Source organism: Streptomyces rugosispiralis (assembly GCF_024505145.1).
In the GTDB taxonomy this organism is placed as follows: domain Bacteria; phylum Actinomycetota; class Actinomycetes; order Streptomycetales; family Streptomycetaceae; genus Streptomyces; species Streptomyces rugosispiralis.
The window spans coordinates 98651-116894 of the sequence record NZ_JANIAA010000014.1; the positions used below are offsets into that span (position 1 = coordinate 98651).

Below are 18244 nucleotides of genomic sequence, written 5' to 3' on the forward strand. Positions count from 1 at the left end.
GCTACCGCACACGGTAGATTTCCAGCTTGATATTGCCCCGGGTCTCCGACCAGACGCGGGTGGAATTGCGCAGCGCCTGGAGAATCCAGTTCTCTCGGCCGTCGCCATTGTTGAGCATCATGGATCTGCGCATCTTGTTCGACATGATGATGTAGTCCACGTACTGCCATTTCTTCCTGAACAGTTTGTCGCGGACATCCGGGTCGGACGAGGCGTTCCAGTGGGAATGCGCGTACGGGTAGAACGGGCGCACATCGTGCAGTTCACCCCACAGGTCGTCGTCCATGATGATGCGCGAATTCGGCGGTACATGCTTGCGCACCCAGGCGATCTGGGCATGCTGCATCGCGGTGAGATTGATCTTCGACTGGTACTGGTCGGCGATCTGCGTATGGCCCTCGGTATTGGTGTGGACGAGATATCCGGAGGCCGGTGACGCCAGCAGCAGAATGGCCACGAACGATGGCACGGCGACCCGGGTCACAGAATGCGCGCCACGCATGAACCGATTGGCGAACGTGCCCTTGAGCAGCCGGTCCGTCACCATGCCGAGGTTGAGCGCGAGCATCGGGATCAGCGGGGTGACATAGAAGTCCAGCACCACGCTGCCGCGCACCAGATAGAAGGCGTACCCGAGGGCCAGCGTCCCGGCGATCAGAAAGCCCAGATTGCGTTTGCGGTCCCGCAGGCCGATCCACAGGCAGATCACCATCGCGCACACCCCGGCGATCAGCAGGAACTTGTCCCGGACCAGCCAACTCGTCTGCAGCAGCCCGGTGTGGCTGAAGAGGGTGCCCTGGTTGCGATTGAGCTGCCACCACAGGGTGTAGAGCAGCGAGACATGGTCCGCGGGCGGGTTGTTCAGATCGAAGTCGAAACCACTCGGCAGCAGCTCGTTCTTGAGCACTGCGTAGGTCACATAGGCGCCGATCGGGGCGGCCGCGGCGAACGGCCAGAGGGTGCTGGTGAACCGGCTGCTGGCCGAGCCCTTGACCCTCCGGTAGAGCAGATACATGAAGCTGGGCACGAAGAAGATCGCGTTCTCCTTGGTGATCAGCGCGATCCCCAGCGCCAGCCCGCCGCCGAACACCGATCTGATCGTGACTTCCCGCCTGAGCAGCATGAACAGGCTCAGCAGCAGCCACAGCATCATCAGGTTGTCCAGCAGGACCTGCCGCTGGAAGTAGACCGCGATCGGCGAGACGTTGAAGAGGAACGAGGTGACGGTGGCGGCCAGCACACTGCCGGACAGCCGCCGGGCGATCTCGAACAGCAGATAGACGCTGGCGATATGCACCAGCAGCATCAGAAACCGACCGGTGTTGATCGCGTTCCCGAAGGTCTCGAACTGCTTCGGCAGCGGGTAGACCCATCCGGCCAGGGTGATCCAGCCCAGCGGGGCGTGGTCGTAGTCGTAGGTGTACGGGGACAGGCTGGTCTCCCGTACCAGCGACCACGCCCGCTGCATGTAGATGCCCTCGTCGGTGAGGTAGAGGGGGTAGCGGAACAGGTGGTAGCCGTGGGTGAGCAGCCCGGTCAACAGCGAGGCGACCAGGGCGATCCTGCCCTTGGTCCCCAGCGGCGGGAACCAGCCGCGCTCCACGGAGAACCGCGGGCGGCGGCGCGGACGCCGGGCGGGGGCCTCGGCGCCCTTGGCCGCCGCGGTGCCCTTGGCCGGCGCGGGATTCTTGTTCGGCGCGGTCTTCTTGCCCGGGGTGGTGCTCTTGTTCGCCGCGATCTTCTTGGTCGGCGTGGTGCTCTTCGTCGGCGCGGTGGTCTTGTCCGGCGTGGTCTTCTTGGTTGGCGCGGTGGTCTTGTCCGGCGTGGTCTTCTTGGTTGGCGCGGTGGTCTTGTCCGGCGTGGTCTTCTTGGTTGGCGCGGTGGTCTTGTCCGGCGCGGTCTTCTTGCTCGGCGCGGGATTCTTGTCCGCCGCGGTCTTCCGGCCTTCCGCGCCGACGGCCGCCGGCCGCGAGGGCGTGTTGTTATCCGACACGCGACTCCGCCTCCTCGGTGGTGGCCCGGTGGGCGCCTACGTGCTGTGTCTTCTCCCAGTCATGGCGGCCGAGCATCTCGCGCCGCATGGCCCGCAGCGCGGCGTACGCCAGCACCATCTGGAAGGGGAACCAGGCGATGGCCATGCGCACGATGGCCTTCGGCGAGGCTTCGAGGCCGTGGGCGCCGGTGAACTCGTACAGACCGACCGCCTGGACCAGAAAGTGCGCGGCCAGCAGCAGTACGGGCAGATAGGAACAGAGCGCGATCAGCACCGGCACCTTGAGGATCAGGATCATGCCGAGTGAGATCGGCAGATAGATGCCGAGCAGCGCCTGCCCGCGCGGGAACACCAGGACGTAGAAGGCGAGCCAGCGCTGTTTGCGCGTCGGCATCTTCTTCCAGGTGCCCTTCTTCAGGGTCTGCATGAAGCCCTGGCTCCAGCGGGTGCGCTGCCGGATGAAGTGGCCGAGGGTCGGCGGGGTCTCCTCCTTGGTCACATACCGGTCGTCGTAGACGACGCGCACCCGCTCGCCCATGGCGGATATCCGCAGACCCATGTCGGCGTCCTCGGTGAGGTTGCGGTCGTCCCAGCCGCCCAGCCGCAGCAGCAGCTCACGGGCGAAGAAGACGGTGTTGCCACCGAGCGGGATCGAGCCGTAGTGGGCGTGGTAGTGCAGCCGGCTCTTGAACCAGAAGAAGTACTCCAGGACGTTGAGCGTCGAGTACCAGTTGGACTCGTAGTTCATCAACTGCACACCGGCCTGGACCACCCTGACCTTCTCCTGCACCATCACGGTGTTCACCAGGTTGAAGATCTCCGGGTGGATGTCGTCCTCCGCGTCGAAGATCGTCACCACCTGGTTGGCGGTGTGCGGAAGAGCGGTGTTGAGACCGTGCGGTTTGTTGATCGGCTTGTCGTCGAACACCACGACCCGCACATTGCGCAGCCCCTTCCGCTTCAGCTCGTCAATCTTCTCCTCGGCCTTTTTGATCGTGCCGTCGTCGTCCTGTGAGCAGATCACGAAGACCTCCAGCAGTTCGGCCGGGTAGTTGGCCCGCACCACGCGCTCGATGGTGCTCTGGATGACGTCTTCCTCATGCCGGGCCGGCAGCAGGACACTGAAGGAGATCTGGGGCGGCAGGAATTCATCCGGGGCCCTGGCCCGCCGTTCGGCATCCGCCCGGTCCCAGGTGTAGAGCATGAGATAGAGGACATGGGCCGACTGCACGGTGAGCAGAATCGATACCACGATCAGCACCAGGTAGATGATGGAGACAATCATCGGCCCCGCCTCCCCCAGACCCAGCCGGTACTCGACACGAAGTTCACCGCGAAAGCCGCCGCGATGCCGACGCAATTCGCAAGCAGCAGATGCGTTCCGGTGTGCACCAGTGTCCAGACGATGAGCACATTGACCCCGAGTCCGCCCAGGACCGAGATATTGAACTTGATGAATCGGCGGAGGGACGGAGTGGCCACCGCGAAGGTCCACCGGTCGTTCAGCAGATAGTTGTGGACCACGGCGAGTTCCACCGCTATCGACGACGCCGCCAGCAGCGGCAGTCCGGCCCAGTGATAGAGGGCGAAGAGGACCACCGTGTTCACGACCACACCGCCCCCGCCGACCACCGCGAAACGCAGGGCCAGACCGGGCATGCCCGCCATCGGGTTCCGGATCCGGCGGGCTCGGGACAGTATTCCGGCCCGCCCGCGGGCATTACGGTCGGTGCTGTCCGCCTCTTCGCCCGGCTCTCCGGTGCGCTCGCTGAACGTTCGGAAACGCTGCATCGCGACTCCCTCGACAGGAGGCTCTTATCGCCGTTGACCCAAGAGTGCGTCACCCGAAAAGGAGGTAGTACCCGCGCCCGGGGGAGCGGGTGGTACACCTTCGGCGGACCCCTCGTATCCCCCGTATTGGGGAGAGCCGGGGCCGGGTTATCCGGACCGGTCCCCCAAAGAAGGGACGGGACGCTCACTCTCTCGCGGGTGCCAGTACCTGCGGGGGATGCCCAAAGATGAAATGGGCCGGACGGCCTTGCGTCCCGTGCGAGGAGAGTAGGTGACGTAATGTCAGGTCATGTGATGTCACGCCATCCATTCGCCGGCCGGGCCGGAGCGGTCATCGCCGTGATGACACTCGCACTGGCCACGCCGGCTGCGGCAAGTGATTCCGATTCCGGTGGGCCACGCGATTCCGGCGAGCTGCGCGAATTCAGCGAGCTGCGCGATTCCGGTGGGCTGCATGATTCCGAATGGGCGCTGACCGCGCTCGAGGCGGAGCGCGCCTGGAAATTCAGCAAAGGCGCCGGAGTGACCGTGGCGGTCATCGGCACCGGGGTCGACGCCTCCCATCCGGATCTGCGCGGCCGCGTGGTGCGCGGAAAGGATTTCGCGGGCGGCACCGGCGGCTACGGCACCCGGGACGGCGGCAAGGCGGCCGAGCAGTCCACCCATGCCGCCGGAATCATCGTCGGCACCGGCCGCAATTACCGCGGCGACGGGGTGTACGGGCTCGCGCCCAAGGCCAAGGTGATGCCGCTCGACGTCTACCGCGACGGAACGCCCCTCGCCGATCCCACCGCGAAGGCCATCCGGCACGCGGTGGACCATGGCGTGCGCGTCATCGACCTGGGCGTCACCTTCAAGCGGCCGACGCCCGCACTGCGGTCCGCGGTGAAGTACGCCGTCGGCAAGGACGCCGTGATCGTGGCGGGCGCGGGCGACAACGGCAAGATCGGCAACCGGCCCACCTACCCGGCCGCCCTCCCCGGCGTGGTCGCCGTGGTGGCCACCGACAAGAAGGGCGCCGTCTGGAGCTCATCCCACCACGGCGGGAAGACCCTCCTGGCCGCCCCCGGCGTCGCCATCCTCACCACCTCCGGTAACGACGACTACTGGACCGGCGACGGCACCGGCTTCGCGGCGCCCTGGGTCGCGGCGGGCGCCGCGCTGCTGCGCTCGGAGCACCCCCGCTGGAACGCCAACCAGGTGGTCCAGAAGCTGATCGACACCGCCCACCGCAAGGGCTCCTCGGGCCATGACCCGCGCTACGGATACGGGGTGATCGCCCCGGCCAAGGCGCTCGCGGACCGGGCCGCGCCCCCCGCCTCCGCCGAACTCTCCGCGCCCCGCCGCCATCCGTCCGCCACCCCGGACGCCGCCGCCAAAACCCAGGGGGATCAATCCGCCCTGATCACGATAGGTGTGGTGGCCGGGGTCCTGGTGGTGCTCGCGATTCTGGCGGTGGTGCTCATCAGCCGTCGCAGGCCGCCCGACAACTCCCACCGCGGCTGAGGCCGGGCAGGACTCGCCATGATCACGAAACTGTGCGGCCGCGGCCGCCACCCCCGCCCGCCGACGCGGGCCCGCACCTCCCGGTGGGCGGGGCGGGGCATCGCCCAGCTGATCGTGATGGTGCTGGTGGTCGAGGTGGTGATGGCGGCGACCACCGTGCAGGCCCTGTTCGTGGGCCCGGTGCGGGCGCCCGCCACCAGGCCGTCGCTCCCCGTGGCCAAGCCGTTCTTCCCGGCCACGACCCGCTTCTACGTCGACCCCCACAACCCGGCCGCGACCTGGGTGCGGGACCATCCGCACGACCGGCGGGCGGCGGCCATCGGCCGGTGGATCGCCGCCGAGCCCCAGGCCGCCTGGCTCACCGAGACCAATGAGTCCCTGATCGAGGAGCGGGCCCGCAACCTCGTCCGCACCGCCGCCGCCCAGCGACGGATCCCGGTGCTGGTCCCCTACAACATCCCCCAGCGCGACTGCCAGCAGCTGAGCTCGGGCGGCGCCGGGGACACCGCCGCCTACCGGCGCTGGAGCGACGCCCTCACCCGGGGGATAGGGCACGGGCGCGCCATCGTCATCCTCGAACCGGACGCGCTGGCCCATATGAGCTGTCTCAAGCGGCGGCAGCGGGCGGATCGGTTCGCGGCGCTGGCGTACGCGGCGCGGGCGCTCCAGCGGGGCGCGCCCCGGGCCCGGGTGTACTACGACGCCGGGAACTCCGGATGGCAGCCCGCGCGGACCATGGCCGAGCGGCTGCGGCGCGCCGGTATAGAGCGGTACGGGGACGGGATAGCGGTCAACGTCTCCAACTTCAACGCCACGGCCGACGAGGTGCGCTACGGGCTGTCCGTGATCCGGGAGCTGCGCCGGCCCCGGCTGGGGGTTGTGGTGGACACCAGCCGTAACGGGGCGGGGCCCACGCGTAAGCACAGCTTCTGCGATCCGCCGGGCCGCAAGCTGGGCCGGCCGCCCACCGCCGCCACGGGCATCCCCGGGGTCGACGCCTTCCTGTGGATCAAGCAGCCGGGCCAGGCGGACGGCTGTGCCGCCGGTGCGGGGATGTTCGTCCCCGGCTACGCGTACCGGCTGACGCGCTGACGCTCCGCTCATCCCGTAGGCGCCGGTCACCCCGTGACCGGCGCCTTTCGCATGTCTGAGGAGCCCCTGGGCGGCCGCTGAGCACGCCCTGAGCACCCGCTGAGCCCCTCAGACCACCCCCCAAAACGGACATAATCCATATAAAGCGGCCGAATTCTCCTACCTCAATCGTGGTAGGCGGAATTCGGCCGTTTGGTGTGCCCGGAATTCCCGCAATTGAGGTACGTAGATTTCAGTCAGGCGTACGGCGATTCCGGCCGCGGTCACTCCCTAATGTCGAGAAGCGAAAGGACAAGCCCCGAAGGAGCTCCCATCGATGCACAGAGTTCTCGTCGTGGAGCACCACCCATTGGTGTTGAGTGCTCTCGCCGATCTCGTTGTCGAGGAGCCCGGACTGGAGCTATCCGGAATTGCAGGGTCGGCCCGAGAGGCAATCTCTCTGGCCCACCACATGCAGCCGGATGTGGTGCTGATCGACGTGGATGAGCCCAGCTGGAAAGCGCGGTTGGTTCGCCTGATCGGTGAACTCCTACCGTCCGCGCGGATTGTCCGGCTGACCGCAGTCTCCGACCCGCAGATGGAATGTCTGGAATCTCCGACGAACAACCCCAGCGTCCTGAAAACCGCAGTACCCGATTTGCTCAGGAGCATCTCCGAATGAATTCCCCCATGGACCAGAACAACGCCCCGACCACCGAGACCAAGCGTGCGCCGCGCTCGCAGCGTCTCCGCTTCGGTATCGCCGCGGCCGTCGTCGCTGCTGCTGCCGTGGGTGGCACGGTCACCGCTTTCGCGGTGAACAACTCCGACGGCCAGTCGGCCACCACCACCACCTCCGCCGTCGGCACCAAGGCCACCGGCGCGGGTGCCGAAGGCCCCCTGTCCACCAAGAAGGGCGACATCGTCGACGCCAACGGTAAGAAGGTCGTCCTGACCGGTGTGAACTGGTTCGGCTTCGAGACCGGCACCTACGCGCCGCACGGCCTGTGGACCCGTAACTGGGAGTCCATGCTGGACCAGATGGCCAAGCAGGGCTTCAACACCCTGCGTCTGCCGTACGCGAACGAGATGTTCAAGTCGTCCGCCAAGCCCAACGGCATCGACTGGCACAAGAACCCCGATCTGAAGGGCCTCACCCCCCAGCAGATCATGGACAAGATCGTGAAGGGTGCCACCGACCGTGGTATCCGGGTGATCCTGGACCAGCACCGTCCGGACCAGTACGGCCAGAGTGAGCTGTGGTACTCGCAGAGCCTCAGCGAGAAGCAGTGGATGGACGACTGGGTCAAGCTGGCCAAGCGCTACAAGAACAACGACCGGGTGATCGGCGCCGACCTGCACAATGAGCCGCGTGGCCAGGCCACGTGGGGCGACGGCAACCCGAAGACCGACTGGCAGCTGGCCGCCACCAAGGCCGGTAACGCCATCCACAAGGTCAACAAGAACTGGCTGATCTTCGTCGAGGGCACGGACCGCCACAAGAACGAGCAGTTCTGGTGGGGCGGTGACCTCCAGGGTGTGAAGAAGCACCCGGTGAAGCTCGACGAGCCGAACAAGGTCGTCTACTCGGCGCACGACTACGGTCCGGGCGTCTACAACCAGAACTGGTTCATGGCGAAGGACTTCCCGAAGAACATGCCGGCCATCTGGGACAAGCACTGGGCGTACATCAAGAAGCAGAACATCGCCCCGCTGCTGCTCGGTGAGTTCGGTGGTAAGAAGACCGCCGGTAAGAGCTCCGAGGCCGTCTGGCAGAACGCCCTGATGGACTACCTCAAGAAGCACCAGATCAGCTACACCTACTGGACCTGGAACCCGGACTCGGGCGACACCGGCGGTGTGCTGAAGAACGACTGGAAGACGATCGACAAGAACAAGATGAAGATGCTGGCCAAGTACCAGACGCCGCTCCTGGAGGCGAAGAAGGGGAAGTGAGTCGGAGTAGCCCCTTCGGTACACCGCCGATGACCACATAGCTGATCACGGCGTTGGCAAGCAGCGAGGGCCCGCAGGCAATGTCGCCTGCGGGCCCTCGTCTTTTCTCCCCCGATGCGCGTTTGCTCCGGATTCGTTCCGCCGGAAGGGAAGCGGGGCGGCCGCCCGGCGGGTTTCCTTCCCGGGCCGTGGACCGCGCCCGCGGACCGGCCCCCCACCCCAGGGAGGCCGATGATGAAGCCCCATCCGGCGACCGGCCGGCTGCTCTTTCCCCTGGTCGCGCTCGCCGTGATCGCGGCCGATCAGCTGAGCAAGGCGATGGCGCTGGCCGCCTGGAGCGGCACCGCGGGGCCGCAGGCCCGGTTCGGGCCGTTCTGCGCGCTGCTGGTGCGCAACACCGGAGTGGCCTTCGGCCTGGGCCAGAGCCGGCCCGCGCTGATCGTGGTGATCACGCTCGCGGGCGCGGTGGCCACGCTGGGCGCGGCCGGTGCCGGGCTGCGGGTCCGCGGCCGGGGCGCGGCGCTGGGCCTGGGGCTGATCGCCGGGGGAGCGATGGGCAACGGCGCCGACCGGATGGTCAGGTCGCCGGGCCCGCTGCGCGGCGCTGTCATCGACTGGATCACGCTGGACGCCCGCGGGCCGGTCTTCAACCTCGCCGACGCGGCCCTGATCACCGGAACCCTGCTCACCGCGGCCGTGCTGCTGCGCAGACCCTCACGGGCGCGCGAGGGGGCCGTCGCGCTGTCCGGTCCGGGCGGGAGCGCCCCGGGCCCGGGGCTCGATCCGGTGGCCGTCAGCCTCCCGCCTTGTGCACCGCGCCCTGCTCGGCGTCCCGATCCGCCCTCGGCGCCGTCCCGGGAACCGTCTCCGTCGGCATCGCCTCGGCCGGCATCGCATGGTTCGGCATCGTCTCGTTCGGCACCGCCTCCGGCGGCACCGTCTCCGTCCCCGGGATCGGCTCCTGCGGCGCCCCCTCCGTCCCCGGCTCCCGGCTCTCCCGCTCCGCGAGGGACTCCGCGAAGTCCCTGAGCCGGTCCAGCACCGCCTCGTCGATCGTCGCGCGGGCGGCCAGCGCCTCGCTGATCCGCTGGTAGACGGCGAGCTCCCGGGCGCAGCGGTGGCACTCGGCCACATGGGTGCGCACCCGGGCCGCGGCCGGGGCGTCCAGTTCCCCGTCCAGATACGACTGGAGCATCGGCGCGCCCAGCGGACATCGTGTGGTCCTGAGCCGTCCGGCGGTCTGGGTGGTCCCCGTGGTGCGCGTGGTCCGCCACCATGTCCATCTGCTCATGCGCCACCTCGCTCCGATTCCACTCCCGCGGCCAGCAGCTGGTTCCGGATCCGCTTGCGCGCCCGGTGCAGCCTGCTCATCACCGTCCCCTTGGGGACGTCCAGCACCTGTGCGGCCTCCGCGTACGACAGCCCGTCCACATGCACCAGCCGCACCACCTGCTGGTCCCGCAGCGGAAGCGCCGTGAACGCGGCGTCCACGGCCTCGTCGAACGTCGTGTCCACCACCAGCTCCTCCGGCGTCGCGTCCCGGGCCGGGACCAGCCGCTCCAGCTCCGTGTCCGGATCGTCGAGCAGCCGGGGCCGGCGCTGGCGGCGCCGGCTGACCTCCGCATGCCGCATGATCGTCAGCAGCCAGGCCCGTGGATGTCTCCCGTCAAAACGGCCGACTGCCCGGTACGCCCGTAGTAACGTGTCCTGCACGAGATCCTCGGCGTCGGCTCGCTGGGTGGTCAGTGACATGGCCACGCGCAGCAGCACCTCGACCTCGGGCAGCACATACTGAGCGAACATGCGCTGCTGATGGGCGTCCGGGTCAGCCACGGGGTGCCTCCTCGGATCCGGACCCCCCGGGACGCGAAGCACGACATATCACACTCTGTGTAACATCTCGCTCACCGCGCCGCATGGGTTGATCGGCGATCCGAGTGGCAGGTCGGACGTTCGGGTGGCAGGTCAGGCGTTCAGGGAGACCAGGCGCTTTCCGTCGGCCGTACGGACCTCGAAGCGTTCGATGTCGGAGCGCTGCATGCCCGCGCCGCCGTGCGCCCACAGCGGATTTCTCGCCTCCGCATCGGGGCTGTCCTCGATCCCGTAGCCCCGCTCGGGCACGGACCAGGTCATCATCGTCTGCTCATGGCCGTCCTTGGAGACCGCGATCAGGCTGCAGCTCAGGGGGCCCTTGAGGTTCTTCAGCCGGAGGACGGCGTCGGTGCCCCACATCTTGTCCTCCAGCGCGACCGCCGCGTTCACCTTGGTGTCCGGGTCGGTGCCCCGCACCTTGTCGGGCATGCCCTCGAAGAGGGCGCTCTCGCTGGGGGCGGCCGTGACGGAGGTGTCCGAGCCGCCGGAGGTGACCGCGATCGTGCCGACCGGGCCGCCGACGATCAGTACGGCCGCCGCCGCGACCAGGTAGAGACCGCGCCGCCGCCGCTTGGCGCGGGACGCGGCGACCTCGCCGACCATCCGGTTGAACAGGGCCGGACCGGGGCGCGCGGTGAGGGTCTCGATGGCGTTGGGAGTGGCGCTGAAGGCATGCGGAGTGTGGCCCGTGAGCTGGGTCCGCCCGGGGCTGCCGTGGATCCCGGGGACGTCGGCGGCCAGATCGGCCAGCAGCGGTTCCAGTCCGGTCAGCTCGTCCAGCTGCCGTCCGCACTGGTCGCAGCCGGCCAGATGCTCCTCGAAATAGGTGGCCTCCGCCTCGTCGAGCACGCCGAGCACATACGCGCCAACGGCGTCATGTCCCGGGTGGTGCGTCTGCGCTGTCATGCCGTAACTCCTCTCTCCTCGAGCGCGAGCTTCATCGAGCGCAGCGCGTAGAAGACCCGGGACCGTACCGTCCCGCTGGGTATGCCGAGGGTCTGGGCCGCCTCGTTGACGGTCCGCCCCTTGAAGTAGGTCTCGACCAGCACCTCGCGATGGGCGTCGCTGAGGTCCTGCATCGCGTCGGTCAGGGTCATGAGCCGCAGTGCACGGTCGATCTCGTCCTCCGCGGGCATGAGTTCCAACGGGGAGGGGTCGACCTCCTGCGGCCGGGCCTGCCGGCTGCGGTGTCCGTCGATCACGATCCGCCGGGCGACGGTGACCAACCAGGGCCGGATGGAGCCGGTGGCCCGGGACAGCTGGTCGGCGTTCCGCCAGGCGCGCACCAGGGTCTCCTGGACGACGTCCTCCGCGCGGTGCCGGTCGCCCGCGACCAGACGCAGCACGAACGCGAGCAACGGCCCGGCGTGCTCCTGGTAGAGCGCACGCATGAGTTGCTCATCCGGCGTACCGCGCCTGGATCTTGACGGACGCTCATCGGCCACGGCGGCGTCGTCGTGCACCTGAACCTCCAGGACCTGACCTGAGTTGGACAACATCAACGGACGACTCCCGGTCTGAGCCCCGGGGGGGATCGGCGGCCATGTCGGCCTCTTCCCCCTTCACTACGCACGGGGGGAGGCAGCCGCTCAACGCGTCACGAAGAATTTCCGACCAGGGGTCAGGGGGGGCAGGTGCCGGGGCGAGGTACTGAGGTACGGGCGCGGAACGGGTCAGGAGACCATCGCGTCCAGCAGCAGCGGCTGCACCTTGCCGTCGAGCATCGCGCCGAGCCCCTCGACCGCGCAGACGTCGGGGTGGTCGGCGATGTTCAGCGGCATCCCGGTGGCCTCGCGCAGCATCGTGTCGAACCCGGGCAGCACCGCGCTGCCGCCCGCCAGCATGATGCCGCGGTCGGCGAGGTCGGCCACCAGGTCCGGCGGACAGCGGCGCAGCACCGTGCCGATGGCGTCCAGCACCCCGGTGAGCGGGGTGCGGATGGCGGCCCGTACGCCCTCGACATCGATCCGTACGGTCCGGGCGAGCCCGGTGGCCACGTCCCGGCCGTGCACCTCGGTGCTCTGTGCGGCCGGGGCACCGTCCACGCCGCCCGCGCTGTCCTTGACGATCTGATGCAGCGGGTGGACGGCCTGGCTGGGCAGCATCAGCGCATGCTCGTTGCGCAGATGCTGGATGACGGCGTGGTCCACGCTCTCGCCGCCCACCGGCACCCGCTCGGCGGCCACGATCGAGCCCAGCGACAGGACCGCGACCTGGGTGGTGGCCGCGCCGCACACCACGATCATCGTCGCCTCGGGCCGTTCCACCGGCAGACCGCAGCCCACGGCGGCGGCGATCAGGGTGTCCACCAGCTCGACCCGCCTGGCGCCGATCCCGGTGAGCGTCTCCACGGCGGCCCGCTGGGCGAGCGGGTCGGCGTCGTGCTGGACGCAGACGGCGGCGCTCACCAGTGGGCGGCGCCGCCAGGCGCGGCGCAGCTTGTTGCCCAGCAGCAGCCGCAGCATCCGCTGGGCCATCTCGATGTCCACGACGGTGCCGTTGGAGACCGGCCGGACCACCCGGATGTGCGCGGGCGTCCGCCCGGTCATCCGCTGCGCCAGCGTGCCGACCGCGATCAGCCCGCCGGTGTGGGTGTTCACGGCGGCCACGGTCGGCTCGTCGACGATGAGCCCGGTGCGCCGGAGGTAGACGCGCGTCCTGGCCGCGCCGAGGTCGACGGCGATGGAGCAGCGGCGCAGTGCCTCGAGGCTGATGGTCATGGCAGGTCTCCCCTGTGGGCGGCGTGGCGGGCCGCCGCCCGGCGGCCCTCCGCTCTCATCGTGTGGGGACGATCAGGCCCGCTGCCCGTGGGGCTGCGCCGGTCGGGGGAGAAGCCGCACCCTGGGGCCGGCTACTTCGCGTCCGCGTAGCACTCCACCGCCGCCATGGTGAAGGCGAACCGCACCGGGGTCGGTCCGAAGGCGATCCGGCCGGCCGTCTCGCCCGCCTCGGCGATCGCCTCCCGCACCGCGTCGGCCTCCGCCTCGGGGCAGTGCACGATCACCTCGTCGTGCTGGAAGAAGACGATCTCCGCGCGCAGCCCCGCACCGGTCAGCGACCGCCGCAGCGCGGCGAGCATCAGCAGCGCCCAGTCGGCGGCGCTGCCCTGCACCACGAAGTTCCGGGTGAAGCGGCCCCGGGCGCGGGCGCTCGCGGTGCTGCCGTACGACGGCTCCTCCTGGTCCCGCGGCAGCCCCGCCTCGTCGGCCGTCTCCTCGGCGGCGCCGCCCGCGGGCGGGCAGGTGCGGCCCAGCCAGGTGCGCACCAGCCGGCCCTCCTCGCCCGCGCGGGCCGCCTCGTCCACGTACGCCACCGCCGCCGGGAAGCGGCGCCGCAGGGCCGCGAGGTGCTTCAGCCCGTCGCCGGAGGTCTGGCCGTACACCGCGCCCAGCAGCGCCAGCTTGGCCAGGTCGCGGCGGCCGGAGAAGGCGCGGTCGGACAGTGTCGCGTACAGATCCCGGTCGCTGCCCGCGACCTCCATCAGCCCGGGGTCGCGGGAGATCGCGGCGAGCACCCGGGGCTCCATCTGGTCGGCGTCGGCCACCACCAGCCGCCAGCCCGGATCGGCCACCACCGCGCGCCGCACCACCTTGGGGATCTGCAGCGCCCCGCCGCCGTTGGTGGTCCAGCGGCCGGAGACGGTGCCGCCGGGCAGGTATTCGGGGCGGAAGCGGCCCTCGCGCACCCAGGACTGGAGCCAGGCCCAGCCGTGGGCGGTGTGCAGCCGGTAGAGCTTCTTGTAGCGCAGCAGCGGCTCCACGGCGGGGTGGTCGATCCGCTCCAGCTCCCAGGCGCGGGTCGAGCCGAGCGCGATGCCCGAGCGGGCGAACGCCTTGACGACCTCGGCGGGCAGATCGGGCCGCACCCGGGTGCCGAAGGCGCGCGAGACCTCGTCGGCCAGCTCGGCCAGGCGCTGCGGCTCCAGACCGCCCGGATAGCGCTCGCCGAGCAGCTCGTCCAGCAGCTCCCGGTGGCGGTCGGCGCGCCAGGGCACCCCGGCGCGCCGCATCTCGGCGGCGATCAGCATCCCGGCCGACTCGGCGGTGGTCAGCAGCCGCATCCGGTCCGGGTGCTCGGCCGCGTCCGTACGGACCAGCTGGCCCGCGTACACCTCGAGCAGCGCGTCCAGCGGGTCGGTGCCCGGCGGCAGCGGCGGCGGACCGGGCTCGAACAGGGACGGCTGGCCCCCGGCCGCCCGGGGCGGCGGGTCCTCGGGGACGGGCAGCCCGCGCAGCCGCGCCCAGGCGGCGGCGAGCGAACGCGGTGCGCCCGAGCGCCCCTCATGGCCGAGGAGCAGCGCCTCGGCCGCCTCGATGTCATAGGCCCGGTCGACCCGGACCCCGGCGGCCAGCAGCCGGGGATAGACCTCGGCGGTGGACCGCCACACCCACCGGTCGGCCTCGGGGCGGGACCGCACGGCCTCGGCGATCCCGCCCTGCTCCGCCGTGACCTCGACGACCGGTCCGGCGGCCTTTCCCCCGGGGTCGAGCGGGCAGAGACGAACACCCCCGTGATCCGTCTCCGCCGCCGCCCATCTCATGCCAGGGATTCTGGCAGGGGGGTCTGACAACGCTCCGATGTCCGAGGCCCGCTCAACCCGGAGGGGGACCCGGACGTCATTCATGACGACTGCTCTTCTTCACTCCGGGCAGAAGATCCCGGGTGTCGGGTGATCATGCCGATACGGATGGTGCACGTGCATCTGCTTGTGCATCTACCTGCGCATACGCAGATGCATTTGCCCATGCATTCGCAAAGGAACGCAGCTATGATCCCGGACAGTTGACAGCTGCACGCATGCACGAACAGTGGAGAAGCCCTGTGCGCGACCACCCCTACAACGGCATGGCGGCCGCGGATCTCCGGGGAGTCGTCTGGCAGAAGAGCAGACACAGCAACTCCCAGGGGTCGTGTGTCGAGTTCGCCAAGCTGCCCGGTGGGGACGTGGCCGTCCGCAACTCCCGGTTCCCCGACGGACCGGCGCTGATCTACACCCCGGCCGAGGTCGAGGCGATGCTGCTCGGGGCCAAGGACGGCGAGTTCGACCATCTGGCGCACGATCCGGCAGGTCTGGGCTGATCGCCGCGGACGCGCGACACTGGTAGTGGCGATCGGGGGGACCCGACCCATGTGAGACGGCGATGAACGGCTCGGTCCGCGTCGGACGTGTACTCGGGGTACCACTGCGGATGCACTGGAGCGTCCCGGTGCTGATCGTGCTGCTCGCCTACGGGCTCGGCCACGAGACGCTGCCCGCGTGGACCCCCGGCCGGACCAGTGCCGTCTACGCCGCCGCCAGCGTCGTCGGCGCCGTGCTGCTGATGGGCAGCCTGCTGCTGCACGAGGCCGCGCACGCGGTCGCCGCGCGCAGAAGGGGCGTCTCGGTGGAGGACGTGACGCTCTGGGCGCTTGGCGGCATGACCAAGATGGGACGGCCCCGCACCGCCGGGGTCGCGTTCTGGGTGGCCGTCATCGGGCCGCTCACCAGCCTGGTCATCGGCGGTGTCGCGATCGGCGCGGGGATCGGGGTGCACACGCTCACCGGATGGGGTGTGCCCACGGCCGTGCTGATCTGGCTGGGCTGGGCCAATCTGCTGCTGGGTGTCTTCAATCTGCTGCCCGCCGCGCCGCTGGACGGCGGGCGGGTGGTGCAGGCGGTGATCTGGTGGCGCACCGGGGACCGGGAGCGCGCCGAGCGGGCGGCGGGGCGCAGCGGTCAGATCCTCGGCGTGCTGCTCATCGCCGCCGGCTGGGTCTCCTTCCTGCGCGGGAACAACGGCGGGCTGTGGCTCTCGCTCATCGGCCTCTTCATGGTGATCATCGCCAACGCGGAGCGGCAGCGGGCCGGGGTCAACACGGCGCTGCGCGGGGTGCGGGTGGCGGACGCGATGACGGCGCCGGTGGCCGCCGGGGCCGACTGGCTGACCGTGGGGCGGTTCATCGACGAGGTGGCGGCCCACGCCCGGCATTCGGTGGTGCCACTGCTGGACTTCGAGGGACGGCCCAGCGGGATCGTCCAGCTGCGTGCGCTCGCGTCGGTGCCGTTGGAGGCCCGAGCGGAGCGGCGGGTGCGCGAGGTGGCGATACCGCTGGCGCGGTGCACCGTGGCCGAGCCCCATGAGCTGCTGAGCGAGGTGCTGGAGCGGGCCCGTCCGGGCGGCGGCGCGCTGCCGGTGCTGGTGGTGGACCACGGGCGGCTGGAGGGGATCGTCACGATGCACGATGTGAACCGGCTCTTCCAGCTGCACGGCCTGGGCATCACCACGGCCCCGCCGGAGTCCACCCGCCCGTGACGGGCCATGGCGTTCGTGGGGGGCGTGGCGTTCGTGTGTGGGGTGGTGGCGTTCGAGACGGGCGGGGCGTCCGGGACGGGCGGGGGCGTACCGCTACGCGTCGGGGAGCCGGAAGGCGGCCCAGACGATCTTGCCGCGCGGGGTGCCCGCCAGCGGCTGCCAGCCCCAGCCGTCCGTGAAGCACTCCACCAGATGGAGCCCGCGCCCGGACTCCTCGCCGCAGCCCGCCTCGCCGGCCACCGGCCCCACCTCGCTGGGGTCGCGTACGGCGCAGATCAGCCGTGAGGGGCCGCGCATCAGATGGAGCCGCACCGGCCGCTCCGGCTCACCGGTCGCCGCGGCCCCGGACAGGGCGTGCCGGAGGGCGTTGGTGACCAGTTCGGAGACGACGAGCGCCACTTCGTCGAGGAGTTCGGGGATGTTCCACTGCCGCAGCGTGGAGCCGGTGAACTGCCGGGCCCCCTTGACCGCCTCATAGCGGGCGGGCAGGGCGCAGGAGACGGATCCGGAGACGGCTGAGGGATCGATGGCGGCAAGCCCTTGCCACAAGGGTTCCAGCAGGGTCGAACCTTCGCTCCCCATGCGAGCACTCCTGCATCCGTGGCCGTGACGAACTCTGGCCAGATTTCGTACCAGCTAGCACGTGCGCACACCCTATGGTTCCGAATGCGCACGTCAGATGCAAGGGCAAATGCACGTGCACGCGGGCTGGTTGGTCCGATCCGCTCGCTTTTGCTGGGATTTCTGACTCCGTACACTGACGGGCATCATCGGGTTGAGTAACGACGCGCCTACGGCGTGAAGCCTGAACAGTGGCAGACTTCGCCCCCAGGGGCTGCGGGGGCGCCGTTCGCAAGGATGCTTTCCGTACAGGGAGGATCGCGGAAATGGCCGCAGGCGAGTCGAGTGGATCGGTGGTGCGCCGCATCCTCCTGGGCTCTCAACTCAGGAGGTTGCGCGAGGGCCGCGGCATCACCCGCGAGGCGGCGGGCTATTCGATCCGGGCTTCCGAATCCAAGATCAGCCGGATGGAGTTGGGCCGGGTGAGCTTCAAGGCGCGGGACATCGAGGATCTGCTGACGCTGTACGGAGTCACCGACGAGGCGGAGCGCGGGGCACTGCTCGGGCTCGCCCGCGAGGCCAATGTCGCCGGATGGTGGCACAGCTACGGAGATGTGCTCCCCGGCTGGTTCCAGACCTATGTCGGCCTGGAGGGCGCCGCCTCCGATATCGCCTGTTACGAGGTCCAGTTCATCCACGGTCTGCTGCAGACCGAGGGCTACGCCCATGCCGTGGTCACCCGCGGCCAGCCGCGGGCGTGCTCCGACGAGGTGGACCGGCGGGTGGCGCTGCGGCTCGAGCGGCAGAAGCTGCTGGTCTCGGAGCGTGCCCCGGCGTTCCACGTGGTCCTGGACGAGGCCGCGCTGCACCGCCCGTACGGCGGGCGCGGCGTGATGTCCGCCCAGCTGCGCCATCTGATCACGGTCTCCGAGCATCGGCACGTCACGCTCCAGGTGATGCCGTTCTCCTTCGGCGGCCACGCGGGCGAGAGCGGGGCGTTCACCCGGCTGCGCTTCCCGGAGTCCGACCTCCCCGACATCGTCTATCTGGAGCAGCTGACCAGCGCGCTCTATCTGGACAAGCGCGATGAAGTCTCGCTGTACGAGCGGGTGTTGGAGCGGCTCAGCGCGGACAGCCTCTCTCCCGAGGAGAGCCGGGATTTGCTCCGGGGGCTCCTACGCGAAGCGTGACCCGTCAGTAG

General features: G+C 69.7%; 17 protein-coding genes and 1 pseudogene. 8 read left to right on the forward strand and 10 right to left on the reverse strand.

The genetic code is table 11. The features are described 5' to 3' along the window. Window position 1: 1 nt before the first annotated feature. The 3 genes from NP777_RS22120 to NP777_RS22130 are packed head-to-tail and all read right to left on the reverse strand — an operon-like array spanning window position 2 to window position 3784. On the reverse strand, window positions 2–1993 hold the full coding sequence (locus NP777_RS22120) for a glycosyltransferase family 39 protein (RefSeq protein WP_256651907.1): 1992 nt from the start codon (window positions 1991–1993) through the stop codon (window positions 2–4). Beyond that, window positions 1983–3278 carry a glycosyltransferase gene (locus tag NP777_RS22125; RefSeq protein ID WP_256651908.1) on the reverse strand — a complete coding sequence of 432 codons (1296 nt, stop codon included), beginning with the start codon at window positions 3276–3278 and terminating at the stop codon, window positions 1983–1985. The genes NP777_RS22120 and NP777_RS22125 overlap by 11 nt, the downstream gene beginning before the upstream one ends. Continuing rightward, window positions 3275–3784 (reverse strand): GtrA family protein, encoded by a 510-nt coding sequence (locus tag NP777_RS22130; protein WP_256651909.1) that lies wholly within the window; start codon window positions 3782–3784, stop codon window positions 3275–3277. The genes NP777_RS22125 and NP777_RS22130 overlap by 4 nt, the downstream gene beginning before the upstream one ends. Window positions 3785–4078: 294 nt before the next feature. Between NP777_RS22130 and NP777_RS22135 the strand changes: the two genes are divergently transcribed. The 5 genes and pseudogenes from NP777_RS22135 to NP777_RS48550 all read left to right on the forward strand — a co-directional run. Continuing rightward, on the forward strand, window positions 4079–5290 hold the full coding sequence (locus tag NP777_RS22135) for a S8 family serine peptidase (protein WP_256651910.1): 1212 nt from the start codon (window positions 4079–4081) through the stop codon (window positions 5288–5290). Between the two features lie 18 nt (window positions 5291–5308). Further along, on the forward strand, window positions 5309–6382 hold the full coding sequence (locus NP777_RS22140; RefSeq protein ID WP_256651911.1) for a glycoside hydrolase family 6 protein: 1074 nt from the start codon (window positions 5309–5311) through the stop codon (window positions 6380–6382). Between the two features lie 316 nt (window positions 6383–6698). Beyond that, window positions 6699–7043, forward strand: a complete 345-nt coding sequence (locus tag NP777_RS22145) for a DNA-binding response regulator (RefSeq protein ID WP_201852545.1) — start codon at window positions 6699–6701, stop codon at window positions 7041–7043. Beyond that, on the forward strand, window positions 7040–8317 hold the full coding sequence (locus tag NP777_RS22150) for a glycoside hydrolase family 5 protein (RefSeq protein WP_256651912.1): 1278 nt from the start codon (window positions 7040–7042) through the stop codon (window positions 8315–8317). Before NP777_RS22145 ends, NP777_RS22150 begins: the two co-directional genes overlap by 4 nt. 318 nt (window positions 8318–8635) lie before the next feature. Continuing rightward, window positions 8636–8959: pseudogene (locus tag NP777_RS48550) on the forward strand (signal peptidase II); the annotation flags it as partial. A 151-nt stretch (window positions 8960–9110) separates the two neighbouring features. Here NP777_RS48550 and NP777_RS22160 read toward each other — a convergent pair. The 6 genes from NP777_RS22160 to NP777_RS22185 all read right to left on the reverse strand — a co-directional run bounded on the left by NP777_RS22160 (window position 9111) and on the right by NP777_RS22185 (window position 14729). Beyond that, complete coding sequence (locus NP777_RS22160) at window positions 9111–9608, reverse strand: anti-sigma factor family protein (RefSeq protein WP_256651914.1); 498 nt, start codon at window positions 9606–9608, stop codon at window positions 9111–9113. Next, window positions 9605–10150 (reverse strand): RNA polymerase sigma factor, encoded by a 546-nt coding sequence (locus NP777_RS22165; protein ID WP_037955421.1) that lies wholly within the window; start codon window positions 10148–10150, stop codon window positions 9605–9607. The genes NP777_RS22160 and NP777_RS22165 overlap by 4 nt, the downstream gene beginning before the upstream one ends. A gap of 132 nt (window positions 10151–10282) precedes the next feature. Continuing rightward, window positions 10283–11095, reverse strand: coding sequence for a zf-HC2 domain-containing protein (locus tag NP777_RS22170; protein WP_256651915.1), 813 nt, complete (start codon window positions 11093–11095; stop codon window positions 10283–10285). Beyond that, the gene (locus tag NP777_RS22175; RefSeq protein ID WP_075200395.1) at window positions 11092–11688 is read right to left on the reverse strand and encodes a sigma-70 family RNA polymerase sigma factor; all 597 of its coding nucleotides are present in this window, start codon (window positions 11686–11688) and stop codon (window positions 11092–11094) included. The genes NP777_RS22170 and NP777_RS22175 overlap by 4 nt, the downstream gene beginning before the upstream one ends. 174 nt (window positions 11689–11862) lie before the next feature. Next, window positions 11863–12909 (reverse strand): rod shape-determining protein, encoded by a 1047-nt coding sequence (locus tag NP777_RS22180; protein WP_256651916.1) that lies wholly within the window; start codon window positions 12907–12909, stop codon window positions 11863–11865. Window positions 12910–13040: 131 nt separating this feature from the next. Continuing rightward, window positions 13041–14729 (reverse strand): bifunctional 3'-5' exonuclease/DNA polymerase, encoded by a 1689-nt coding sequence (locus tag NP777_RS22185; RefSeq protein ID WP_256651917.1) that lies wholly within the window; start codon window positions 14727–14729, stop codon window positions 13041–13043. A gap of 257 nt (window positions 14730–14986) precedes the next feature. On the opposite strand from NP777_RS22185, the gene NP777_RS22190 reads away from it, so the two are divergent. Continuing rightward, entirely contained in the window at window positions 14987–15268 is a 282-nt protein-coding gene (locus NP777_RS22190; RefSeq protein WP_044573220.1) for a DUF397 domain-containing protein, read from the forward strand. Between the two features lie 62 nt (window positions 15269–15330). After that, a complete protein-coding gene (locus tag NP777_RS22195; RefSeq protein ID WP_256651918.1) occupies window positions 15331–16482 on the forward strand; it encodes a site-2 protease family protein in 1152 nt (383 codons plus the stop codon). A gap of 93 nt (window positions 16483–16575) precedes the next feature. On the opposite strand, the gene NP777_RS22200 is transcribed toward NP777_RS22195, so the two are convergent. Beyond that, complete coding sequence (locus NP777_RS22200; protein WP_256651919.1) at window positions 16576–17064, reverse strand: ATP-binding protein; 489 nt, start codon at window positions 17062–17064, stop codon at window positions 16576–16578. 305 nt (window positions 17065–17369) lie between these two features. Here NP777_RS22200 and NP777_RS22205 point away from each other — a divergent pair, with 305 nt between their 5' ends. Next, a complete protein-coding gene (locus tag NP777_RS22205) occupies window positions 17370–18233 on the forward strand; it encodes a helix-turn-helix domain-containing protein (RefSeq protein WP_256651920.1) in 864 nt (287 codons plus the stop codon). Window positions 18234–18244: the final 11 nt, after the last annotated feature.